General features: G+C 70.9%; 19 protein-coding genes. 6 read left to right on the top strand and 13 right to left on the bottom strand.

The annotated features are described in order from the left end of the window. Positions 1 to 9 precede the first annotated feature (9 nt). From MHO01S_RS02720 to rpsB, 6 genes are all read right to left on the bottom strand, one after another. A complete protein-coding gene (locus MHO01S_RS02720; protein ID WP_060958496.1) occupies positions 10 to 576 on the bottom strand; it encodes a DivIVA domain-containing protein in 567 nt (188 codons plus the stop codon). Beyond that, a complete protein-coding gene (locus MHO01S_RS02725; protein WP_060958495.1) occupies positions 573 to 1,595 on the bottom strand; it encodes a phosphatidate cytidylyltransferase in 1,023 nt (340 codons plus the stop codon). Before MHO01S_RS02725 ends, MHO01S_RS02720 begins: the two co-directional genes overlap by 4 nt. A 4-nt stretch (positions 1,596 to 1,599) precedes the next feature. Then, a complete protein-coding gene (gene frr, locus MHO01S_RS02730) occupies positions 1,600 to 2,154 on the bottom strand; it encodes a ribosome recycling factor (RefSeq protein WP_060958581.1) in 555 nt (184 codons plus the stop codon). Positions 2,155 to 2,210: 56 nt separating this feature from the next. Further along, positions 2,211 to 2,930 (bottom strand): UMP kinase, encoded by a 720-nt coding sequence (gene pyrH / locus MHO01S_RS02735; RefSeq protein ID WP_060958494.1) that lies wholly within the window; start codon positions 2,928 to 2,930, stop codon positions 2,211 to 2,213. A 90-nt stretch (positions 2,931 to 3,020) separates the two neighbouring features. Then, the gene (tsf, locus tag MHO01S_RS02740) at positions 3,021 to 3,848 is read right to left on the bottom strand and encodes a translation elongation factor Ts (RefSeq protein ID WP_060958493.1); all 828 of its coding nucleotides are present in this window, start codon (positions 3,846 to 3,848) and stop codon (positions 3,021 to 3,023) included. 92 nt (positions 3,849 to 3,940) lie between these two features. Then, complete coding sequence (rpsB, locus tag MHO01S_RS02745) at positions 3,941 to 4,810, bottom strand: 30S ribosomal protein S2 (RefSeq protein ID WP_060958492.1); 870 nt, start codon at positions 4,808 to 4,810, stop codon at positions 3,941 to 3,943. A gap of 290 nt (positions 4,811 to 5,100) precedes the next feature. Here rpsB and MHO01S_RS02750 point away from each other — a divergent pair, with 290 nt between their 5' ends. After that, complete coding sequence (locus MHO01S_RS02750) at positions 5,101 to 5,703, top strand: murein hydrolase activator EnvC family protein (RefSeq protein WP_082734055.1); 603 nt, start codon at positions 5,101 to 5,103, stop codon at positions 5,701 to 5,703. On the opposite strand, the gene MHO01S_RS02755 is transcribed toward MHO01S_RS02750, so the two are convergent. From MHO01S_RS02755 to MHO01S_RS16205, 4 genes are all read right to left on the bottom strand, one after another. Continuing rightward, a complete protein-coding gene (locus MHO01S_RS02755) occupies positions 5,688 to 6,281 on the bottom strand; it encodes a DUF3060 domain-containing protein (RefSeq protein ID WP_060958491.1) in 594 nt (197 codons plus the stop codon). The two genes, MHO01S_RS02750 and MHO01S_RS02755, sit on opposite strands and share 16 nt — an antisense overlap. Positions 6,282 to 6,305: 24 nt before the next feature. Then, positions 6,306 to 7,208, bottom strand: coding sequence for a tyrosine recombinase XerC (locus tag MHO01S_RS02760; RefSeq protein WP_061781797.1), 903 nt, complete (start codon positions 7,206 to 7,208; stop codon positions 6,306 to 6,308). Positions 7,209 to 7,301: 93 nt separating this feature from the next. Beyond that, a complete protein-coding gene (dprA, locus tag MHO01S_RS02765; protein WP_061781798.1) occupies positions 7,302 to 8,501 on the bottom strand; it encodes a DNA-processing protein DprA in 1,200 nt (399 codons plus the stop codon). Next, positions 8,498 to 9,208, bottom strand: a complete 711-nt coding sequence (locus MHO01S_RS16205) for a magnesium chelatase subunit ChlI family protein (RefSeq protein WP_307130610.1) — start codon at positions 9,206 to 9,208, stop codon at positions 8,498 to 8,500. The genes dprA and MHO01S_RS16205 overlap by 4 nt, the downstream gene beginning before the upstream one ends. Here MHO01S_RS16205 and MHO01S_RS02775 point away from each other — a divergent pair. Genes MHO01S_RS02775 through MHO01S_RS02790 form a run of 4 tightly spaced genes read left to right on the top strand, consistent with a single transcriptional unit; the run spans position 9,189 to position 14,777 of the window. Continuing rightward, positions 9,189 to 10,553 (top strand): tyrosine-type recombinase/integrase, encoded by a 1,365-nt coding sequence (locus MHO01S_RS02775; RefSeq protein WP_056208514.1) that lies wholly within the window; start codon positions 9,189 to 9,191, stop codon positions 10,551 to 10,553. The two genes, MHO01S_RS16205 and MHO01S_RS02775, sit on opposite strands and share 20 nt — an antisense overlap. Continuing rightward, entirely contained in the window at positions 10,550 to 12,316 is a 1,767-nt protein-coding gene (locus MHO01S_RS02780; protein ID WP_156454697.1) for a hypothetical protein, read from the top strand. The genes MHO01S_RS02775 and MHO01S_RS02780 overlap by 4 nt, the downstream gene beginning before the upstream one ends. After that, positions 12,313 to 14,394 carry a hypothetical protein gene (locus MHO01S_RS02785; protein ID WP_056208511.1) on the top strand — a complete coding sequence of 694 codons (2,082 nt, stop codon included), beginning with the start codon at positions 12,313 to 12,315 and terminating at the stop codon, positions 14,392 to 14,394. Before MHO01S_RS02780 ends, MHO01S_RS02785 begins: the two co-directional genes overlap by 4 nt. After that, positions 14,391 to 14,777: a hypothetical protein gene (locus tag MHO01S_RS02790; RefSeq protein WP_056208510.1), complete on the top strand. Its 387-nt coding sequence runs from the start codon at positions 14,391 to 14,393 to the stop codon at positions 14,775 to 14,777. Before MHO01S_RS02785 ends, MHO01S_RS02790 begins: the two co-directional genes overlap by 4 nt. A gap of 39 nt (positions 14,778 to 14,816) precedes the next feature. Here MHO01S_RS02790 and MHO01S_RS16425 read toward each other — a convergent pair whose 3' ends face one another. Beyond that, positions 14,817 to 14,975, bottom strand: a complete 159-nt coding sequence (locus MHO01S_RS16425; protein ID WP_156456237.1) for a hypothetical protein — start codon at positions 14,973 to 14,975, stop codon at positions 14,817 to 14,819. Positions 14,976 to 15,217: 242 nt separating this feature from the next. Beyond that, positions 15,218 to 15,400: a hypothetical protein gene (locus MHO01S_RS02800; RefSeq protein ID WP_056518606.1), complete on the bottom strand. Its 183-nt coding sequence runs from the start codon at positions 15,398 to 15,400 to the stop codon at positions 15,218 to 15,220. Positions 15,401 to 15,640: 240 nt separating this feature from the next. Here MHO01S_RS02800 and MHO01S_RS17010 point away from each other — a divergent pair, with 240 nt between their 5' ends. Continuing rightward, positions 15,641 to 15,880 (top strand): phosphotriesterase family protein, encoded by a 240-nt coding sequence (locus MHO01S_RS17010; protein WP_273205937.1) that lies wholly within the window; start codon positions 15,641 to 15,643, stop codon positions 15,878 to 15,880. A gap of 114 nt (positions 15,881 to 15,994) precedes the next feature. Here MHO01S_RS17010 and MHO01S_RS02805 read toward each other — a convergent pair whose 3' ends face one another. After that, positions 15,995 to 16,936 carry a ketopantoate reductase family protein gene (locus MHO01S_RS02805; RefSeq protein ID WP_056208504.1) on the bottom strand — a complete coding sequence of 314 codons (942 nt, stop codon included), beginning with the start codon at positions 16,934 to 16,936 and terminating at the stop codon, positions 15,995 to 15,997. Positions 16,937 to 16,950: the final 14 nt, after the last annotated feature.

Here is a 16,950-nt window from a genome sequence, read left to right on the forward strand (position 1 = left end):
GAGCGGCGGTCACACGACCGCCAGCATCACCTCGACGGTCGCATCGAGCACCGCGTCCACCTGCGCCTCGCTGTAACCGCGACGCTGCATGCGGAAGGCGACCGACCGCACCTGATCCACCGTGACGGGCTCGCCGCTCTCGAGGAACCGCGCGATCTTGTCGGCGACGAGGTCGACCTCGTCGACGCGGTAGCCGAAGCGGAGGGCGCCGACCCGGCGGAACCGGTGGCCCCGCGGACGGGTGAGGCGGTCCAGCACCTCCTGGGCGAGCTGGCGTGACTGCCCGACCCAGGCGCGCGCACCCCGTCGCGACAGCGCCTGCTCGCGCTCGCGGGCGGCGAAGGCATCCTCGATCCGGCTCAACGCCGCATCCACGGCCGACACCTGATAGCCGTGCCGCACGAGCGGGAAGGCGGCCGTGCGGACGACGGTCGAGTCGATGTCGGTCGCCTCACCGTCCTCGAAGGCTGTGCGCGCCCGCGCGAGGAACGCGTCGACCGCGTCGGGCCGGTAGCCGCGCGTGCGGCCCGTCGTGTGGGGGAACGCCGGGGCGTGGGTCTCGGAAACGTCGCTCATAGGGTCACCAGGGGGAAGAAGAGGAAGTAGAGGGCGAGGGCGGCAGCCGCGGACGGCAGGATCGAATCCAGCCGGTCCAGCACACCGCCGTGACCCGGCAGCCAGGAGCTCATGTCCTTGATGCCGAGGTCGCGCTTGATCATCGACTCGCCGAGGTCGCCCACCGTGGCGCAGCCCAGGATCAGGAGGCCGAACACCGCTCCGGCCCACCACGGCACGTGGAGGGCGAAGATGCCCCACAGCACGGCCGCGATCACTGTGGCCACGGCGCCGCCCGCGAAGCCCTCCCAGGTCTTCTTCGGACTGATCCGCGGCGCCATCGGGTGCGCGCCGAACGCGAGGCCGGAGGCGTACGCGCCGGTGTCGGCGGCGACGACGGCGATGAGCATGCCGAGCACCCAGTACTCGCCCTGCTCCTGACGCAGCAGCACGAGCGCCAGGCTGGCGAGGAAGGGCACGTAGAGGGGCAGGAAGCCGGCGATCAGGACGTCGCCGAGCACGTCTCCGTAGCGGCGGCCGTCACTGGCGATCATCTGGGCGAGCAGCCGCCACACGATGACGGCGGCGACGGCGCCGAAGGTGAGCGCCCAATGCGTGAGGTGTCCCGCGAAGAAGGCGGACAGCATGATCACGGCACCGGCCACGACCTGCGGCCAGACGTCGACGCGCCGACCGGCGGTCTGGAGGGCACGGCTGAACTCGAAGACCCCCAGCAGGCACACCGGGATCGCGAAGACCAGGAACAGCCACTTGATGAACAGCAGCGACCCCAGCACGACGGCGCCCACGGCGAGCCCGATGAGGGTCGCCATCAGCAGGTTGCGCCCCGTCCGCGCGTTGATGCGGTCGTTGACCTCTTCGAAATCGGCGCGCGCGCGATCGATCTGATGCTCGAACTCGCTGCGTGCCGCACGCACGTGGGCCTGGAAACCGGCCGAGGTCCCGGGGCGGGCGCGCTCGCCCTCCCGCCCCGGAACGCCTCCGGGCCCGGGATCCCCCGGGGAGTCGGTGGTCGGCACGTCCTCAGACCTCGAGAAGCTCGGCCTCTTTGCGCTTGAGGGCCTCGTCGATGTCGTCGACATGGCTGCGCGTGACGGCGTCGAGTTCCTTCTCAGCGCGCACGAGATCGTCTTCGCCGACCTCGCTCTTGAGCGCATCCAGCTCGTCCTTCGCCTTCCGACGGATGCCGCGCAGGTGCACCTTCGCGTCCTCGCCCTTGGTGCGCACGAGCTTGACGTACTCCTTGCGGCGCTCCGCGGTGAGCTCGGGCATCGAGACGCGCACGATGTTGCCGTCGTTCGACGGGTTGGCGCCGAGGTTCGGCATGTCGCGGATCGCCTGCTCGATGGCCTTCAGCGCCGACTTGTCGTACGGCGTCACGACGAGCGTGCGGGCCTCGGGCGTGTTCAGCGACGCGAGCTGCGCGAGCGGCGTCGGGGAGCCGTAGTAGTCGACCAGGATCTTCTGGAAGAGCTGGGGGTTCGCGCGGCCCGTGCGCACGGTCGCGAAGTCGTCCTTCGCGGCCTCGACGGCGCGGTCCATGCGGGCGGACGTGTCGGCCAGGATCTCGGCGATCACGGTCACTCCATTCATTCGGTACGTCAGGGAAAGTCTAGTGCGGGGCGTCGTCCGACTCAGACGGTGACGAGCGTGCCGATCGATTCGCCCAGCAGCGCGCGCGTGACGTTGCCGGCCGGCTCCATGCCGAACACGCGCATGTCGATGCCGTTGTCCATGCAGAGGCTGAACGCCGTGGAGTCGACGACCTTGAGCCCGCGCTGGAGCGCGTCGCGGTACGTGATCGTGTCGATGCGCTCGGCATCCGGGTTCGTCTTGGGGTCGGCCGTGTAGACGCCGTCGACGCCGTTCTTGGCGACGAGCACCTCATCGGCGCCGATCTCCAGCGCGCGCTGGGCGGCGACCGTGTCGGTCGAGAAGTAGGGCAGGCCGGCGCCGGCACCGAAGATGACGACGCGGCCCTTCTCCATGTGGCGCTCGGCGCGACGCGGGATGTAGGGCTCGGCGACCTGGGTCATGGAGATGGCCGACTGGACGCGCGTGGCGGCCCCCGCCTGCTCGAGGAAGTCCTGCAGCGCCAGGGCGTTCATGACCGTTCCCAGCATGCCCATGTAGTCCGCGCGGCCGCGGTCCATCCCCCGCTGGCTGAGCTCGGCTCCGCGGAAGAAGTTGCCACCGCCCACGACGATGGAGATCTCGACACGATCCACGGCGGCGGCGATCTCACGCGCGATCTGACCGACCACGTCGGGGTTGACGCCGAGCTGGCCCCCTCCGAACGCTTCGCCGGACAGCTTCAGGAGGACGCGGCGGCGTCCGGTGTTCTCATCGATCACAGGGGGTTCCTCTCGTCGAGTTGCAGACTATCGAAGGCAGGGCATGGAAAAGGGGTCCGCATTCGATGAATGCGGACCCCTTCGAACGACTTACGCGCCGACCTTGAAGCGGGCGAAGTCGGTGATCGTGATCCCGGCGTCGCCGGCGACCTTGGCGACGGACAGCTTGTTGTCCTTCGCGTAGTCCTGGTCGAGCAGGGCGACCTGCTTGAAGAACGCGTTCACGCGGCCCTCGACGATCTTCGGAAGGGCCGCCTCCGGCTTGCCCTCGTTGCGGGAGATCTCCGTGACGATCTCGCGCTCCTTCTCGACCTCGTCGGCGGGGACGTCGTCGCGCGTGAGGTAGGTCGGGTTGGCGAACGAGATGTGCTGCGCGATGGAGCGCGCGGTCTCCGCGTCTTCACCGCTGTAGGCGAGCACCACGCCGACCTGCGGGGGGAGGTCCTTGCTCGTCTTGTGCAGGTAGATCTCGAACTTGTCGCCAGAGAGCGTGCGCACACGGCGCAGTTCGACCTTCTCGCCGATGATCGCGGCCTCGTCGGAGATGAGGTCGGCGACGGACGTGCCGTCGGCATCCGCGGCCAGCGCGGCCTCGACGGAGTCGGCGCCGACGGCGGCGGCCGCGGCGAGCACCTTGTCGGCGAGGGCGATGAAGCGCTCGTTCTTGGCGACGAAGTCGGTCTCGGTGTTCAGCTCGATGATGGTGACCTTGCCGTCGTTCAGCGCGGCGGTGACGAGGCCCTCGCTGGTGGAGCGGTCGGCACGCTTCGCGTTGCCCTTCGCGCCCTTGAGGCGGAGGATCTCGACGGCCTTCTCGAGGTCGCCGTCGGCCTCCTCGAGCGCCTTCTTGGTGTCGACCATGCCCGTGCCGAGCTGCTCGCGCAGGGCCTTGATGTCGGCGATGGTGAAGTTTGCCATGGGTGGTGGCTCCTTGCGTGTCGTGAGTTCTCGTGGGATGCCGGTGCGAAGCCGTCCCTCAGGAGCGGCTTCGCACCGGCGCGAAAGTGGTCTTACTCGGCAGCGGTCGCCGCGGCGTCGCCCTCGGCCTTGGCCTCGGCGCCCTCGACGTCGGCGGCCGACTCGGTGGCGATGGTCTCGACCTCGGCCACGTCGGTGACGACGGGCGTCTCGAGCAGCTCGCGCTCCCAGTCGGCGAGGGGCTCGGCGTCGGCGGACTCGTCGGTCGGCTGGTGACGCTGGATGAGGCCCTCGGCGGCGGCGTCGGCGATGATGCGGGTGAGCAGGCCCACCGAGCGGATCGCGTCGTCGTTGCCCGGGATCGGGAACTGGAACTCGTCGGGGTCGGCGTTCGTGTCGAGGATGCCGATCACGGGGATGCCGAGCTTCTTGGCCTCGTCGATCGCGAGGTGCTCGCGCTTGGCGTCGACGACCCAGATGGCCGACGGCGTCTTCTGCAGGTTGCGGATACCGCCGAGCGACTTGTGCAGCTTGTCGAGCTCGCGCTTCTTGAGCAGGAGCTCCTTCTTGGTGAAGCCGCTGTCGGCGGGGTTGTCGAAGTCGAGCTCCTCGAGCTCCTTCATGCGGGCGAGGCGCTTGCTGACGGTCGAGAAGTTCGTCAGGAGGCCACCGAGCCAACGCTGGTTGACGTAGGGCTGACCGACGCGGGTCGCCTGCTCGGCGATGACTTCCTGGGCCTGCTTCTTGGTGCCGACGAACAGCACGGTGCCGCCGTGGGCGACCGTCTCGCGGACGTACTCGTACGCCTTGTCGATGTACGACAGCGACTGCTGCAGGTCGATGATGTGGATGCCGGAGCGCTCGGTGAGGATGAAGCGCTTGACCTTCGGGTTCCACCGGCGGGTCTGGTGTCCGAAGTGCACGCCGCTGTCGAGCAGCTGGCGGATGGTGACGACGGCCATGGCCGTTCTCCTTTTCGTTGGGTTGATCGCGGGGACCGGTCGGTCCCGTGCGCCTGGCGCCCGGCGCACACCCGCTCGCCGTTCTCACGGTGAGACCTCGGGGTGTGGATGCCGCGGAATCCGTCTCAGGACGGTCCCGCTGTGGGCACGCGGAGTCACCCCGACGCGCGGGGTGCAGGCAACAGTGTATCAGTCGCACCGCCTCCTCCCCCGCCGCCGTGACGCGGGTTCGCGTCCACGGATCGGGCGGTCGGCCGGCGCGGACCGCATCTGTCGACCACGGTGGAGGGATGCGTGCACGCGGCCCCGCCGGGGCGATCATCGTCCTCTCGGCGGTCGCGTTCGTGCTGCCGCCCGGGGCGTCGACGGCCGCTGCGCGCCCGCCGACGGTGCATGCCTCCGGGAACCCGCTCGAAGGTGCCCCCGCGGACGTCTCCGCGGCGGCGGACGGGGACACCGAGCATCCGCCGCGATGGGCCTGGCCGGTGCGCCCGCCGCGGATCAGCGAGCCGTATCGGGCACCTGCTCACGCGTACGGCGAGGGGCATCGCGGCATCGACCTGGCAGCGGCCGTCGGCAGCCCGGTGACCTCACCGGACGACGGGATGGTCGCGTTCGCGGGCACCGTCGTCGACCGCGGCATCCTGACGATCGATCACGGCGGCGGCCTCGTCAGCACGCTGGAGCCGGTCGAGCCCCTGGTCGCCGCGGGAGCCGTCGTGCGCGCCGGCGACGTCGTGGCGACGGTCGGCACCGGCGGACACACGAGAACCGGTGAGCTCCACCTCGGCGCGCGCGAGGACGGCGCGTACATCACCCCGCTGCGCCTTCTCTCCGAGGTGCCGCGCGCGATCCTCCTGCCGTGCTGCGACGCGCCTCACGACCCGGGGTAGGTGTTGCCGTCTCCGCTGACGGTGGAGGTGCCGATGCCGGGGGCGGCGATCGTGTTGGCACTGCCCGCGATGTCAAGCGTCGCAATCCGGTCGGCGCTCGTGAGGCTGTTTCGTTGCCCGCGGATCGTCACGTCGTCCGCGCGACCGGTCGCGACGACGTTGTCCTGTCCCTCGAGGGTGACCGTCCCCGCGACACCGCTGCCGCTGATCGTGTTGCCGTCGCCCTGGACGAGGAGGGTGTCGATGGCGACGCCTCCCGTCTCGAGGATGATGGCGTTTCCGGCCACGGCGACGCGGGCACAGGGCTCGGTCAGCACGTAGCTGCCGGAGCCCGCCGACACGCTGGCGCTTCCACCCGGACAGGCGACCTCGATCGCGCCGGCCGGTGCGGACGGCTCGCCCGTCGGGGACAGCGGGGTGGCGGGAGGCGTCGTCGGCGTGGTTGCCGAAGCGGATGCCGACGAGGTGATGCCCGGCGTCGGCAGCACGGTGCGGCGCGGGGCCGCCTCGGCGGCGCACGAGGTCAGAGCGAGAACGGCCGCGACGGTGACGGCGATGACGACGGAGCGTGTTCCCATGAGTGCAGGCTAGTGCCGCGGCCCTCACGCCCGCGGATGAGCCAGACGATAGGCCGCGGCGAGGCGTTCCGCAGAGACGTGGGTGTAGATCTGCGTGGTGCCGAGACTCGCATGGCCCAGCAGCTCCTGCACGGTGCGCAGGTCGGCGCCGCCGTCGAGCAGATGGGTCGCCGCAGAGTGGCGCAGGGTGTGGGGCCCGGCCGCCGCGCCGACGGCCGGGCCGACCGCACGCGAGACCACGTCGTACGCGGTGCGTGCGCCCAGCCGCGCTCCGCGCGCTCCGAGGAACAGCGCCGGCGTCGCCGCGCCGATACTCGCGAGCTGCGGACGGCCGCGCACGAGGTAGGCGTCCAGGGCGTGCGCCGCCGGCGCGCCGTACGGCACGACCCGCTCCTTTCGCCCCTTCCCCATCACGCGCACGGTCCGGCGCGCGGCGTCGACGTCGTCGACATCGACGCCGCACAGCTCCGAGACGCGCAGAGCGGAGGCGTAGAGCAGTTCCAGGACGGCCGCGTCGCGCAGCGCGATCGGATCGGTCGCGTCCGCATCGGCGCGGGCGCCGGCATCGGCGAGCACGCTCTCCATGGCTCCTGTCGTGGCCACTTTGGGAAGCGGCCTCCCCCGTCGCGGCGCGGTGAGGCGCAGCGACGGGTCGGTGCCGACGTGTCCGTTCTCGACGGCCCACGCGAAGAAGCCGCGCGCCGCCGCGGTGCGACGGGCCAGGGTGGAGCGGGCGTCGCCGCGACGCGTCGCCGCCCACAGCCATTCGCGCAGCGCTTCGAGGTCGATCTCGCGCACGTCGATGTCGCCGACAGCCGCGGTCAGGTCGCGAAGATCCCCGCCGTACGCGCGGACCGTCGCCGGAGACAGACGCCGCACGTCCGCGAGCTCCCGCGTGTACGTCGTCACCGCCTCCGATAGCCGCATGCTCCCAGCATCGCGCGCACCGGCGCACCGGCGGCGCCGACGCACCGATCGCCGTCATCCTGCGCGTGCTCAGCGGATCAGCGGCCCAGCGGCTCAGTGGCGCGGCGCCGAGGACGCCCGGCGCGCCCATCCTCCCCCGCGGCGCTCCACGGCCCCGTCGAGCTCGAGCAGGCCGAGCAGCGCGGCGACCTCCTCCGGCGCCATCCCGCATCGACGGGCGATGTCGGCGAGGAGCCGAGGGGTGCGCGAGCTGAGCGCATCGAGCACGCGCGTCCGGTCGTCCGTGCGGTCGGGATCGACCTCGAGCGTCGCGTCGCCGCCGCGGCCCAGCAGCTCGAGCACGTCGGCGACACCGGTGACGCAGACGGCGTCGGCCTCCCGCAGCAGACGATGGCAGCCGGCGGAGGCGGCGCTGGTCACCGGTCCCGGGACGGCGCCCAGCGGCCGACCGAGCGCGGCGGCGTGATGGGCCGTGTTCAGCGCGCCGCTGCGGTGAGCGGCCTCGACCACGACCGTCGCGTCGGTCATGGCGGCGATCAGACGGTTGCGCGCGAGGAACCTCCACTTCGTCGGCGCGCTCCCGCAGGGCACTTCGGCCACGACCGCGCCCCGGACGGCGATCTGAGAGATGAGATCCTCGTGCCCCGCCGGATAGGGACGGTCCACGCCGCCCGCGAGCACCGCGACCGTCGCGCCGCCCGCGCGCAGTGCGGCCCGGTGCGCGGCCGCGTCGATGCCGTAGGCCGCTCCGGAGACGACCGTGATGCCGTCGCTCGCGCAGTCGGCGGACAGCCCAGACGTCACGTGCACGCCGTACGCCGTCGCCGCGCGCGCACCCACCACGGCGACCGCGCCCTCGGCGTCCGCCACCGCGAGCTCGCCGCGCACCCAGAGGCAGAGCGGCGCGTGCACTCCGAGGTCATCGAGCCGGTGCGGCCACGAGCTGTCGCGGGGCGTGAGGAGTGTCACGCGAGCGCGCCGCGCCGCGCTCAGTGCGCCTTCGACCGCGTCTTGTCGGAGTTGCCAGCGGCGGCGCGCCGCATGCACGTCGTCGTGATCGATCCCGGCCGCGGTCGCCGCCGCGCCGGCGGATGCCGTCGACAGCGCGGTCTCGAGCGCGTCGACGGCGCCGAGCGCGCGGATGAGCGCACCGGCGACGCCGTCGCCCGGCTCGACGAGTGTCGACCAGACCGCCGTCGCGTAGATGCGGCGCACGTCGTCGTCACCGAGTCCGTCGTCGACCAGACCCGCCAGCGCACGTCGAGCGGATGCGGCATCGGGCACGGCGCTCATCCCGCGAAGCCTTGCTTGAGGTACAGCGCCCGTCCCACGTCCGAGGATTGCAGCCGGTCATGGCCCGCCAGATCGGCGACCGACCACGCCACGCGCAGCACACGGTCGTAGCCGCGCAGGGTCAGGGTGCCGCGGTGCAGCGCCGTGTCGAGCGGACGTCGGATCTGCGCGTCCGGCGCGAGCGGACCGTTGCGCAGCCACGATCCGGAGACCTCGGCGTTCGTCCGCCAGGTCGTGGCGCGCAGTCGGGACCGGGCACGGTCGCGCGCCGCGACGACGCGCTCGCGGACGGTCACCGAGGAGCTGCGGAGACCGTCATCGGCGGCGCGCGTCGTCGCGACCCGCTGCAGGGACAGCGCGATGTCGATGCGATCGCGCAGCGGACCCGAGAGCTTTCCCAGATAGCGTCGGATCGCGATCGACGGGCAGGTGCACTCCGCTCCCGGCACGCCGTAGTTCCCGCACGGACAGGGGTTGGTGGCGAGGTTGTGGCTGGGGTTTGCGGCGTGTCCGGTGTTTGCTTTCGAAGACGCAAGTACGGTCGCTGTTGTGTCTAACTCGCGGTCTGGTGTTCTTGGGCGGTCTGTGTGGCGGTTGCATCGGGCGCAGGACGGCTTTCGCGCGACTGGATTGCGGGGCGTCGGCGCGGCGGATGTGTTGGATGGCTGGGGTGCGTGGCGCACGGGTGTGGGGATCCCGTTGGGCACGCCGTTTCTGATCGCGCCGACGTTCGAGTACGACGTGCGGTTGAACGCGTTCTTCTATTCCGCGGATATGCTCACGGCCCGGATGTCGACGAGGGTCGGGTATGCGCGGGATCTGAAGGGGTTCCTTGATTTCCTTCATCTGGGCCGTGGCGGTGTTGGCTGGTCGGATGCGACGGAGGACGATCATCGGGCGTATCTGATCTGGCGGCGGGAGGATCCTGCCGGGCCTCGGGTGAGTCCTGCGACGTGGGATCGTGAGGTGAGCGGGGTCGATCGGTTCTATCGCTGGCAGGTCTCCCGGGGGCAGCTCGTGGAGAGCCCGATTCCCCAGCGATCGCGTCGGGTCGCGAGCGGATACGGCGCCGATGGGGGGCGGGGTCTGACGGCGGCGACGTACTCGCATGCGTCGCGGCGCGATCAGATCCGCTGGCTCCCGTCGCGCTCGTACCGGCAGTGGCGGGACGTGGGCCTGCGTGGGTATGGTGCAGACGGGTTGCCGGATCCGGTGTTCCGGGGTCGTTGGGCGGATCGGAACGCGGCGTTCGCCGATCTGATGGTGCGTACCGGTCTGCGGTTGACGGAGCAGGCATCGTTGACGGTCACCGAGATCCCCGAGGTACGGACGCAGGGCGGTTATCACCGGTTCTGGCTGCCGGGCGCGATCGCGAAGGCGGGATCGGCGAGGTGGGTGTATGTGCCGTCGATGATCCTGCGGGAGCTGTGGGCGTATATCGACGTCGACCGGCGTGTGGCGATCGCCCGGGCTCAAGCCCGCGGCTTGTATGACGATCCGGGCGGGGGCTTTCTGCTTCTGGATGATCGTCTCCTGGCGCGCCCGGTCTCCGAGGACTCGGGGGCGGTGAAGCTGTCGCTGCTGACCCCGGAGGAGCGGCGGCTGCTGCTGGTGCGGGGCCGGGATGGGTGGGAGCCGGCGGCGCTGTGGTTGAACGAGGACGGCGCTCCGATGTCGACGGCGAGCTGGAAGGACATCTTCCGTCAGGCGAACGCCCGGTGCCACAAGCACGGGCTGTCCGTCCGCGCGCACGCGCACATGCTGCGTCACACGTTCGCGGTGCTGACGTTGGAGCAGCTGCAGCGCGGGCACATCGCCGCGCTGGCCGGAATGAGCCCCGACCAGCGGCAGCATTACACGCGGATCTTCGGCGATCCGCTCGATTGGGTGCGGCGGCGGCTGGGACACAAGAGCGTGACCACGACGCAGGTGTACTTGCATGCGTTGGAGGAGCTGGAGATGCAGACGCGGATGACGCTGGTGTCCGATCCGTGGGAAGACTCCCGCGACGCGCGGCTGGTCGTGAACCTGGATAGGCGGGACCGGTCATGAGCGGGCGCGGCAGCACCAGGACGGGGAGGCCGACCCTGGCGCCGACAGGTCACTACACGCCCCGGCCGGTGGCGGCGGGGCTGGTCATCGAGTTCCACGGTGAGGACGACCGGTCCTTCACCTTCGATGTCGGCGCGCTGCCGTTGCCGGGATGGCATCAGAGCCTCGCGGCGAGCTGGGCGGCCAGGACCGGTCCTGCCGGTTCGTTGCGCACCCGCGCGTCGGCGCAGACGGCGTGGGGCATGCTGACACGGATGATCCGGTTCTACGGACAGCAGCTGCGCCCGCCCCAGCACCCGAGCGAGCTGCGTGTCGAGCATGTCGACGCATACCGCCGATTCCGCGCCGACGCGGTCGGCGAGCGGGCCGCACGGCTCGAGCTGAGGTCAGCGGCGCGGACGTTCGAGACTCAGCCGCTGGCCGGCCTGGTGCCCGCGGAGGTCCGCGACAGGATGCGTCCGCATCAGACGAATCGGAACTCACCGGTATCGGGATACTCCGATGGCGAGCTGAGCCGGCTGGTGGCCGCAGCCCGCACAGACGTCGCCGCGCTGCGGGACCGGCTGACCGTGCCCGCGGAGCGCACCGCATCGGAGCAGCAGCGCATCGAGGTCGCACGATCCACCGGGCACGTGCCACTGCGAGGCGTGCCCGCGACCCATGCCGCGGCGGCGCGGCGGCGGGTCGCGGAGCAGCTGTTCGTCACCCGCAACGACCTGACCCCGATGCTGGTGCTGCTGGTTGCGACGACCGGATGGAACGTCGAGGTCGTCAAGGAACTGCGCGCCGAGCACCGGGTCATCGAGGACCTCGCCGTGGAAGTCGAAGTCATCAAGCGGCGCCGGGGCCCAGGCCGCTGGCATCGGACGGTGACCTGGGAGATCGGGCCGCCCGGGAACGAGCTGATCACCCCGGGCGGGGTGTATCTGCTGCTGCACGAGCTGATGTCCGCGGGCCGCCAGCTGCTGGACGCGCCGGCGTTCTGGGCGGTGTATCACCACACCGGGCGGCGCAGTGGCGCGGACGGATGCCGCGATCCGTTCGCCGCCGCCCTGGACGCGAGCCTGCGCCACCAGAACTGGGTGCGAGCCCGCGGGATCGTCGCCGACGAACCCGATGAGAACGGCGACCCGGTGCTGCTGCGGCTGAACTTCAACCGGCTCAAGACAAGCGTCGACGTGCGCCGCACCCGCCAGATGGGCGGGCACCTTCCCACCGCGGCACGCAGCAACACCACCGCGGTGCTGTTCCGCAACTACCTCTCCGGGGACCACGCCACGATCGACTGGGCGCACCGGCTGATCGCCGACACGGTCGCCGAGGTCGAGCAGGCCGCGTGGGCCGCGCACCGACGCGCACTGGCCACCCAGGGACGGACCGCGTTGGAGATCCGTCCCGCGGCGGGAACCGAACACGACCGGGGCGAGGGCACCGAGACCGCGTGGGCGAGATGCGCCGACCACGACCACCATCCGCTGACGGGACGACGATGCGCGGCGAGCTTCCTGGACTGCTTCCATTGCGGCAACTGCATGATCACCGGCGACCACCTGCCGCGGCTGCTCAGCCTGCTGGACGCGCTCGAGGCGCGCCGAACCCAGCTGGGCGAGAGCGCTTGGTGGACACGATACGGGCCCGCGTGGGCGGCGATCCGCTACGAAGTGCTGCCCAAGTTCAGCGAAGCGGAGGTGAGCAGCGCCGAGCAGGTCAAGCCCGACGACAGCCTCCTCGACCTCGTCGAACCCTCCTGGGAGCAGCCATGAGCACGCTCCCCCGCCCCGACGCCACCGTTCCCGGGCCGCTGCCGGGTACGTTCGTGCTGCACGGCCGTGCGCTGCGGCCCGGGGTCGGCATCGCCGACACGGCCCGGTTCGGGGACGACGAGTGGCCGGTGGCGCCCGCCGCGCTACAAGGGCAGGAACGCGGGCTCACCCTCCGGTTCCGGATCGTGCCACCCGGCTACCGGCACACCCTCAAGTCGCTGGCCTACCTCGCCCTGTCCGGGCCGCTGCCGCCCGACGAGCCGCGGCCGACGATCAGCACCGTCGTGTCCATGTTCTACAACATCGGCGTGTTCCTGCGCTGGCTGGACGGGCACCACGGCGGCCGCCCCGTCTCGCTGGCCACCACTGACACGCTGCTGCAGTTCCAGCGGTTCCTGATCACCGAGTACCGCACCGCGACCCGTCGGCACGCACTGCGCGCCGCGACGGTGTTCCTGTGGCGGTACCGGCAGGGCCTCGGCGGCGAAGCGCTCCGCGTGGACCCGCGCACCATCCCCGGCTGGAAGGAGCAGCACAGCCCCCGCACCGAGAACACCACCGCGAGGATCCCCGAGGATGTCCACAGCCGGCTGCTGGTGTGGGCGATGCGGTTCGTCAACGACTTCGCCGATGACATCCTGGACGCCGTCACCCGGTGGGCGCAGTTGCGAGTCAGCCGCCCCCGCCGCCACTCTCCCCGCGGCTCGAACCTGATCAGCATCACCCGGTACCTGGAGGACGCCCACCAGGAGGGGCGCCCGCTGCCGGGCTTCAACGGACAGGTCAATCACGCCGCGATCGCCCGCACGATCGGCTGCGACCGCCGCGCCCTCGACGACCACCACGCTGCCATCGCCGACGCCGTCGCCACGCTCGGCGTGTCCGACTTCGCCTACCTGGGCGTGCCGATCCGGGGGCGCATCGACGGCGCCCCGTGGCTCAAGGGCGTCTCCCTGGACCCGATCCGCGACGACTCGCTCACCGTCCTCACCCAGATGCTGCAAGCAGCCTGCTACATCCTCGTCGCCTTCCTGTCCGGGATGCGGGACAGCGAGGTCAAGCACCTGCGCCGCGGCTGCTGCACCGCCGAGAAAGATGGCAACGGGCACCCGTACCGGTGGCGGGTGACCAGCGTCGCGTTCAAAGGCGAAGGCACCCCCACCGGGGTTCCCGCGACCTGGGTGGTCGGCGAGTCCGCCGCGACCGCGATCGACGTGCTGGAGCGGATCCACCGCGACCGGGCCCGGGACCGCACCGACTGGCTGTTCGCGCCGATCAAGTCCGGCCCCGGCGCCGGGTCGGCCGGGCGCGGCGGGAACGTCGCGATGACCGTCGCGGGAACCAACCGGCAGCTGAACCGGTTCGTGAGCTGGGTCAACGACTACTGCCGCGCCCGCGGCCGCGACGACTCCATCCCCGACGTCGACGGGCGCCCGTGGCGGGTCAGCACCCGCCAGTTCCGCCGCACCCTGGCCTGGTACATCGCCCGCCGTCCCGGCGGCTCGATCGCCGGCGCGATCGCCTACCGGCACCACAGCGTGCAGATGTTCGAGGGCTATGCCGGCACCAGCGACTCCGGGTTCCGCGCCGAGGTCGAAGCCGAAGAGGCGCTCTCCCGCGGCGAGCACTTGCTGGCCATGATCGACCACAACGAGCACACCCGCCTCACCGGGCCCGCCGGCGGCGAAGCCGAACGGCGGATGGAGCAGATGAGCCAGCGGTCCGCGTTCGCCGGCACCGTGACCACCGACCGGCGCCGGTTCCTGCGGCTGATCACCTTGCACGGGCCTGCCGTGTACCCGGGGAAGTACGTCACCTGCGTGTACACGCACGACAAAGCACTGTGCCGGCCCCGCACCGGCCAAGCCGCCGCGCCCGATCTGTCCAACTGCAAGCCGCTCACTTGCCGCAACGTCGCCCTCACCGACGCGAACGTGCACGCCTGGCGGGACGAGCTGGACACGCTGGACCGAGACCTCGCCGCCGACCCGCCGTTGCCGCCTGCGCTGAAGTCGCGCCTTCAGCAGCGGCGAGAGCAGATCGTCGGCTTCCTCAACCGGCACCAGGAGCAGCCATGACCCGCCGTGTTCCCCTTCCCACCAACGCCGAAGTCCTCCACGCCCTCGCGGAACTGCGCAAAGACAGCACCCGACCGGTGACGGTGCGGGGTCTGGCCGAGCATCTGGGACTGACGAACTCGACATTCTGGCGCTGGTTCCCGGCCATCGCCCAGGACATCGCCGACCAGCGACGCACAATAGCCCGCGCCAAGCGCGCCGAGCCCTCGGAGACCGCGCGGCGGGCCGACAGCGAACGAGCGCTGCGGGCGGAGAACGCGACGCTGCGTGACCAGATCGACCTGGCCGTCGCGCACATCCAACGCCTCACCCTCGAAAACCACACCCTCCGCGCGCAGATGGAAGACCGCGCCCAGATCGCCCGCCTCCCTCCCCGCCCGTGAACGACACCCCGGCCGGAACAGGACAAGGGGGCAGCGGCCTCACCGATCTCCCGGGGAGTCGATGTCCGCCAGCCGCCGCCGGACCTCTGCGATCCAGGCCGGCTCCTGCAGGCCGATCTCGGCGTCCGGCCGGGCGTCCCCGGCGGGGGTGAAGCAGCGCTGGACGCGGTCGGCGAGGATCAGGAACGCCCCCTTCAAGCTGACTGAGGTGACCTCGAGCCGCCAATCCGCGTGGTGGTCCCCGTGCCGGGTGGCCCGGTGGCGGTCCTCCGGGACATGCGCACCGGGCCTCCAGCGTGACACGGACGGGCCGTGCCGGAGCGTCGAGCTCCTCGTCCTCGCGCCACACGTACTGCCGGATTCTGCTGCAATACCCGTCCTGCTCCCAATGCCAGGGCCGCACCTGAAGGTCCGGGGCCGTCCAGAACGCCGGATGGCGATCAACGATCCCGCAGCGACGCGAAACGCTCCACGGCGCCGTCCGGGAACCGCAGCTCCAGCCCCACGCGGTCGGGCGCCAGCGCCAGCACTGCCGGTGCGCGGTGCGGCGGCAGCAGCGCCTCCAGCCACGCGGGCAGCACGGGCAGCGTCTTCGCGGCCCGCCCGGATGCGACCCGTTCCATCGTCGTCGGACATGAGCCACCTTTCGGGTCCGCGAAGCGAGCCAGACTACACCCGCCGACCGAGAGGTTCTACGGCCCAGACACGATCACCCGGCTCGCAGCGCCTTATGGCGGGTTCTGGCGCCCCGCCCGGTCATCGTCGCCTGCAGGGTCCCCCGGATCCTCGTCGATCGAAACACCCAGCGCGCCGAGAAGCTCCTCGATCGCCGGCCGCAGCTCGTTTTCTCTGCACGGGGAAGCTTGGTTCTCGGCGGTCGTTGCTTCGCCGCACTGTCACATGTCCGGGGGGCAACCGGACGCGAGGTCGAAAGCCCTCGAGACCCGTCCTTTGACGGCTCGTCTCAAGAGGGAGCCGGGTATGACTTCGTCTTGACCGATGTCGTCCCATTCCTGGCGTCCCGCGGCGTGAGCCGCGAGGACATCGAGACGATCACGGTGAAGAACCCAGCGCGACTGTTCGGGTTCGTTCGATCGGAGTGACCGGACACTGCCGCGAACGCCTCGCGTCCCAAGACAATGGCGTCACACGCCGCGCACCCACGGTGTGTCGGCCGCTGCCGCGCCGCGAACGCCTCGCGTCCCAAGACAATGGCGTCACCCCATCGGTCGACGACTGTCGCGCTGCGCCGTGTACACGGACAGGCTGGTGTGAGCCAGTGCCAGGAGGGGGGTCGGCACGCGGTGTCTGGCTCCTTCGTCGACGAGGGCGCCGAGGATGTGGTCACCCTCGACGGGCCTGCTTGCGATGAGGTCGCGGTACATCGACGAGGTCAGAGCCGAACGGGGTTCTGTCACGGTTCGCCGAATGTCGCTCAGGAAGGGCTCGCGGGGGGCGAAGCCTGCGGCTGCCGCGACATCGGCAGCCTCCCCGAGGATGTCGAGCGCGAAGTCGCGGCCGCGAGGGGCGGCATTGACGTCACCGATCGTGCCGCGCATGAGACAGGTGATCGCGCCGAGGGAGGCCAGGAAGACCCACTTCTCCCACATGTCGTGGAGGATCGTGGTCGACGGTTCAGCGTCGAAGCCGGCCCAGGTGAGGAGGGCGGACACGTCGTCGAGCCGGTCGGCGGATCGGCCGTCGAGCGGACCCCAGCTCAGCTTCTGCAGCTGGTTGAGCTGGACGATGTCGCCCTGCGCGTCGAGGGCGGTCGCGACGATGCACACCCCGCCATAGACATGGTCCGCGCCGAATTGGTCGGCAAGTGCAGCGATGTGGGTGATGCCGTTGAGGACGGGCACGATGATCGTGGCCGGCCCGATCGCCGGAGTGATGTCCCGGATGGCGGCGTCGAGCGCGTAGCCCTTGACCGCGAGGAGAACGAGGTCGTAGGCGGCGTCGACAGCATCGGCGGTGACGGTTTTCGCATCGATACGTTCTATGGTGCCGTCCGGCGTGTGGATGCGCAGACCGTGCTCGCGCAGTATCGCGGCCCGCGGGTGCCGCACCAAGAATGTGACGTCACGACCCGCCTGGGCGAGGCGGGCGCCGAAGTAGCCGCCGACAGCCCCGGCTCCGACTATGAGGATGCGGCTCATGGGGGTCCTTCGAT

This window comes from Microbacterium hominis NBRC 15708, from assembly GCF_001592125.1.
Taxonomy (GTDB): domain Bacteria; phylum Actinomycetota; class Actinomycetes; order Actinomycetales; family Microbacteriaceae; genus Microbacterium; species Microbacterium hominis.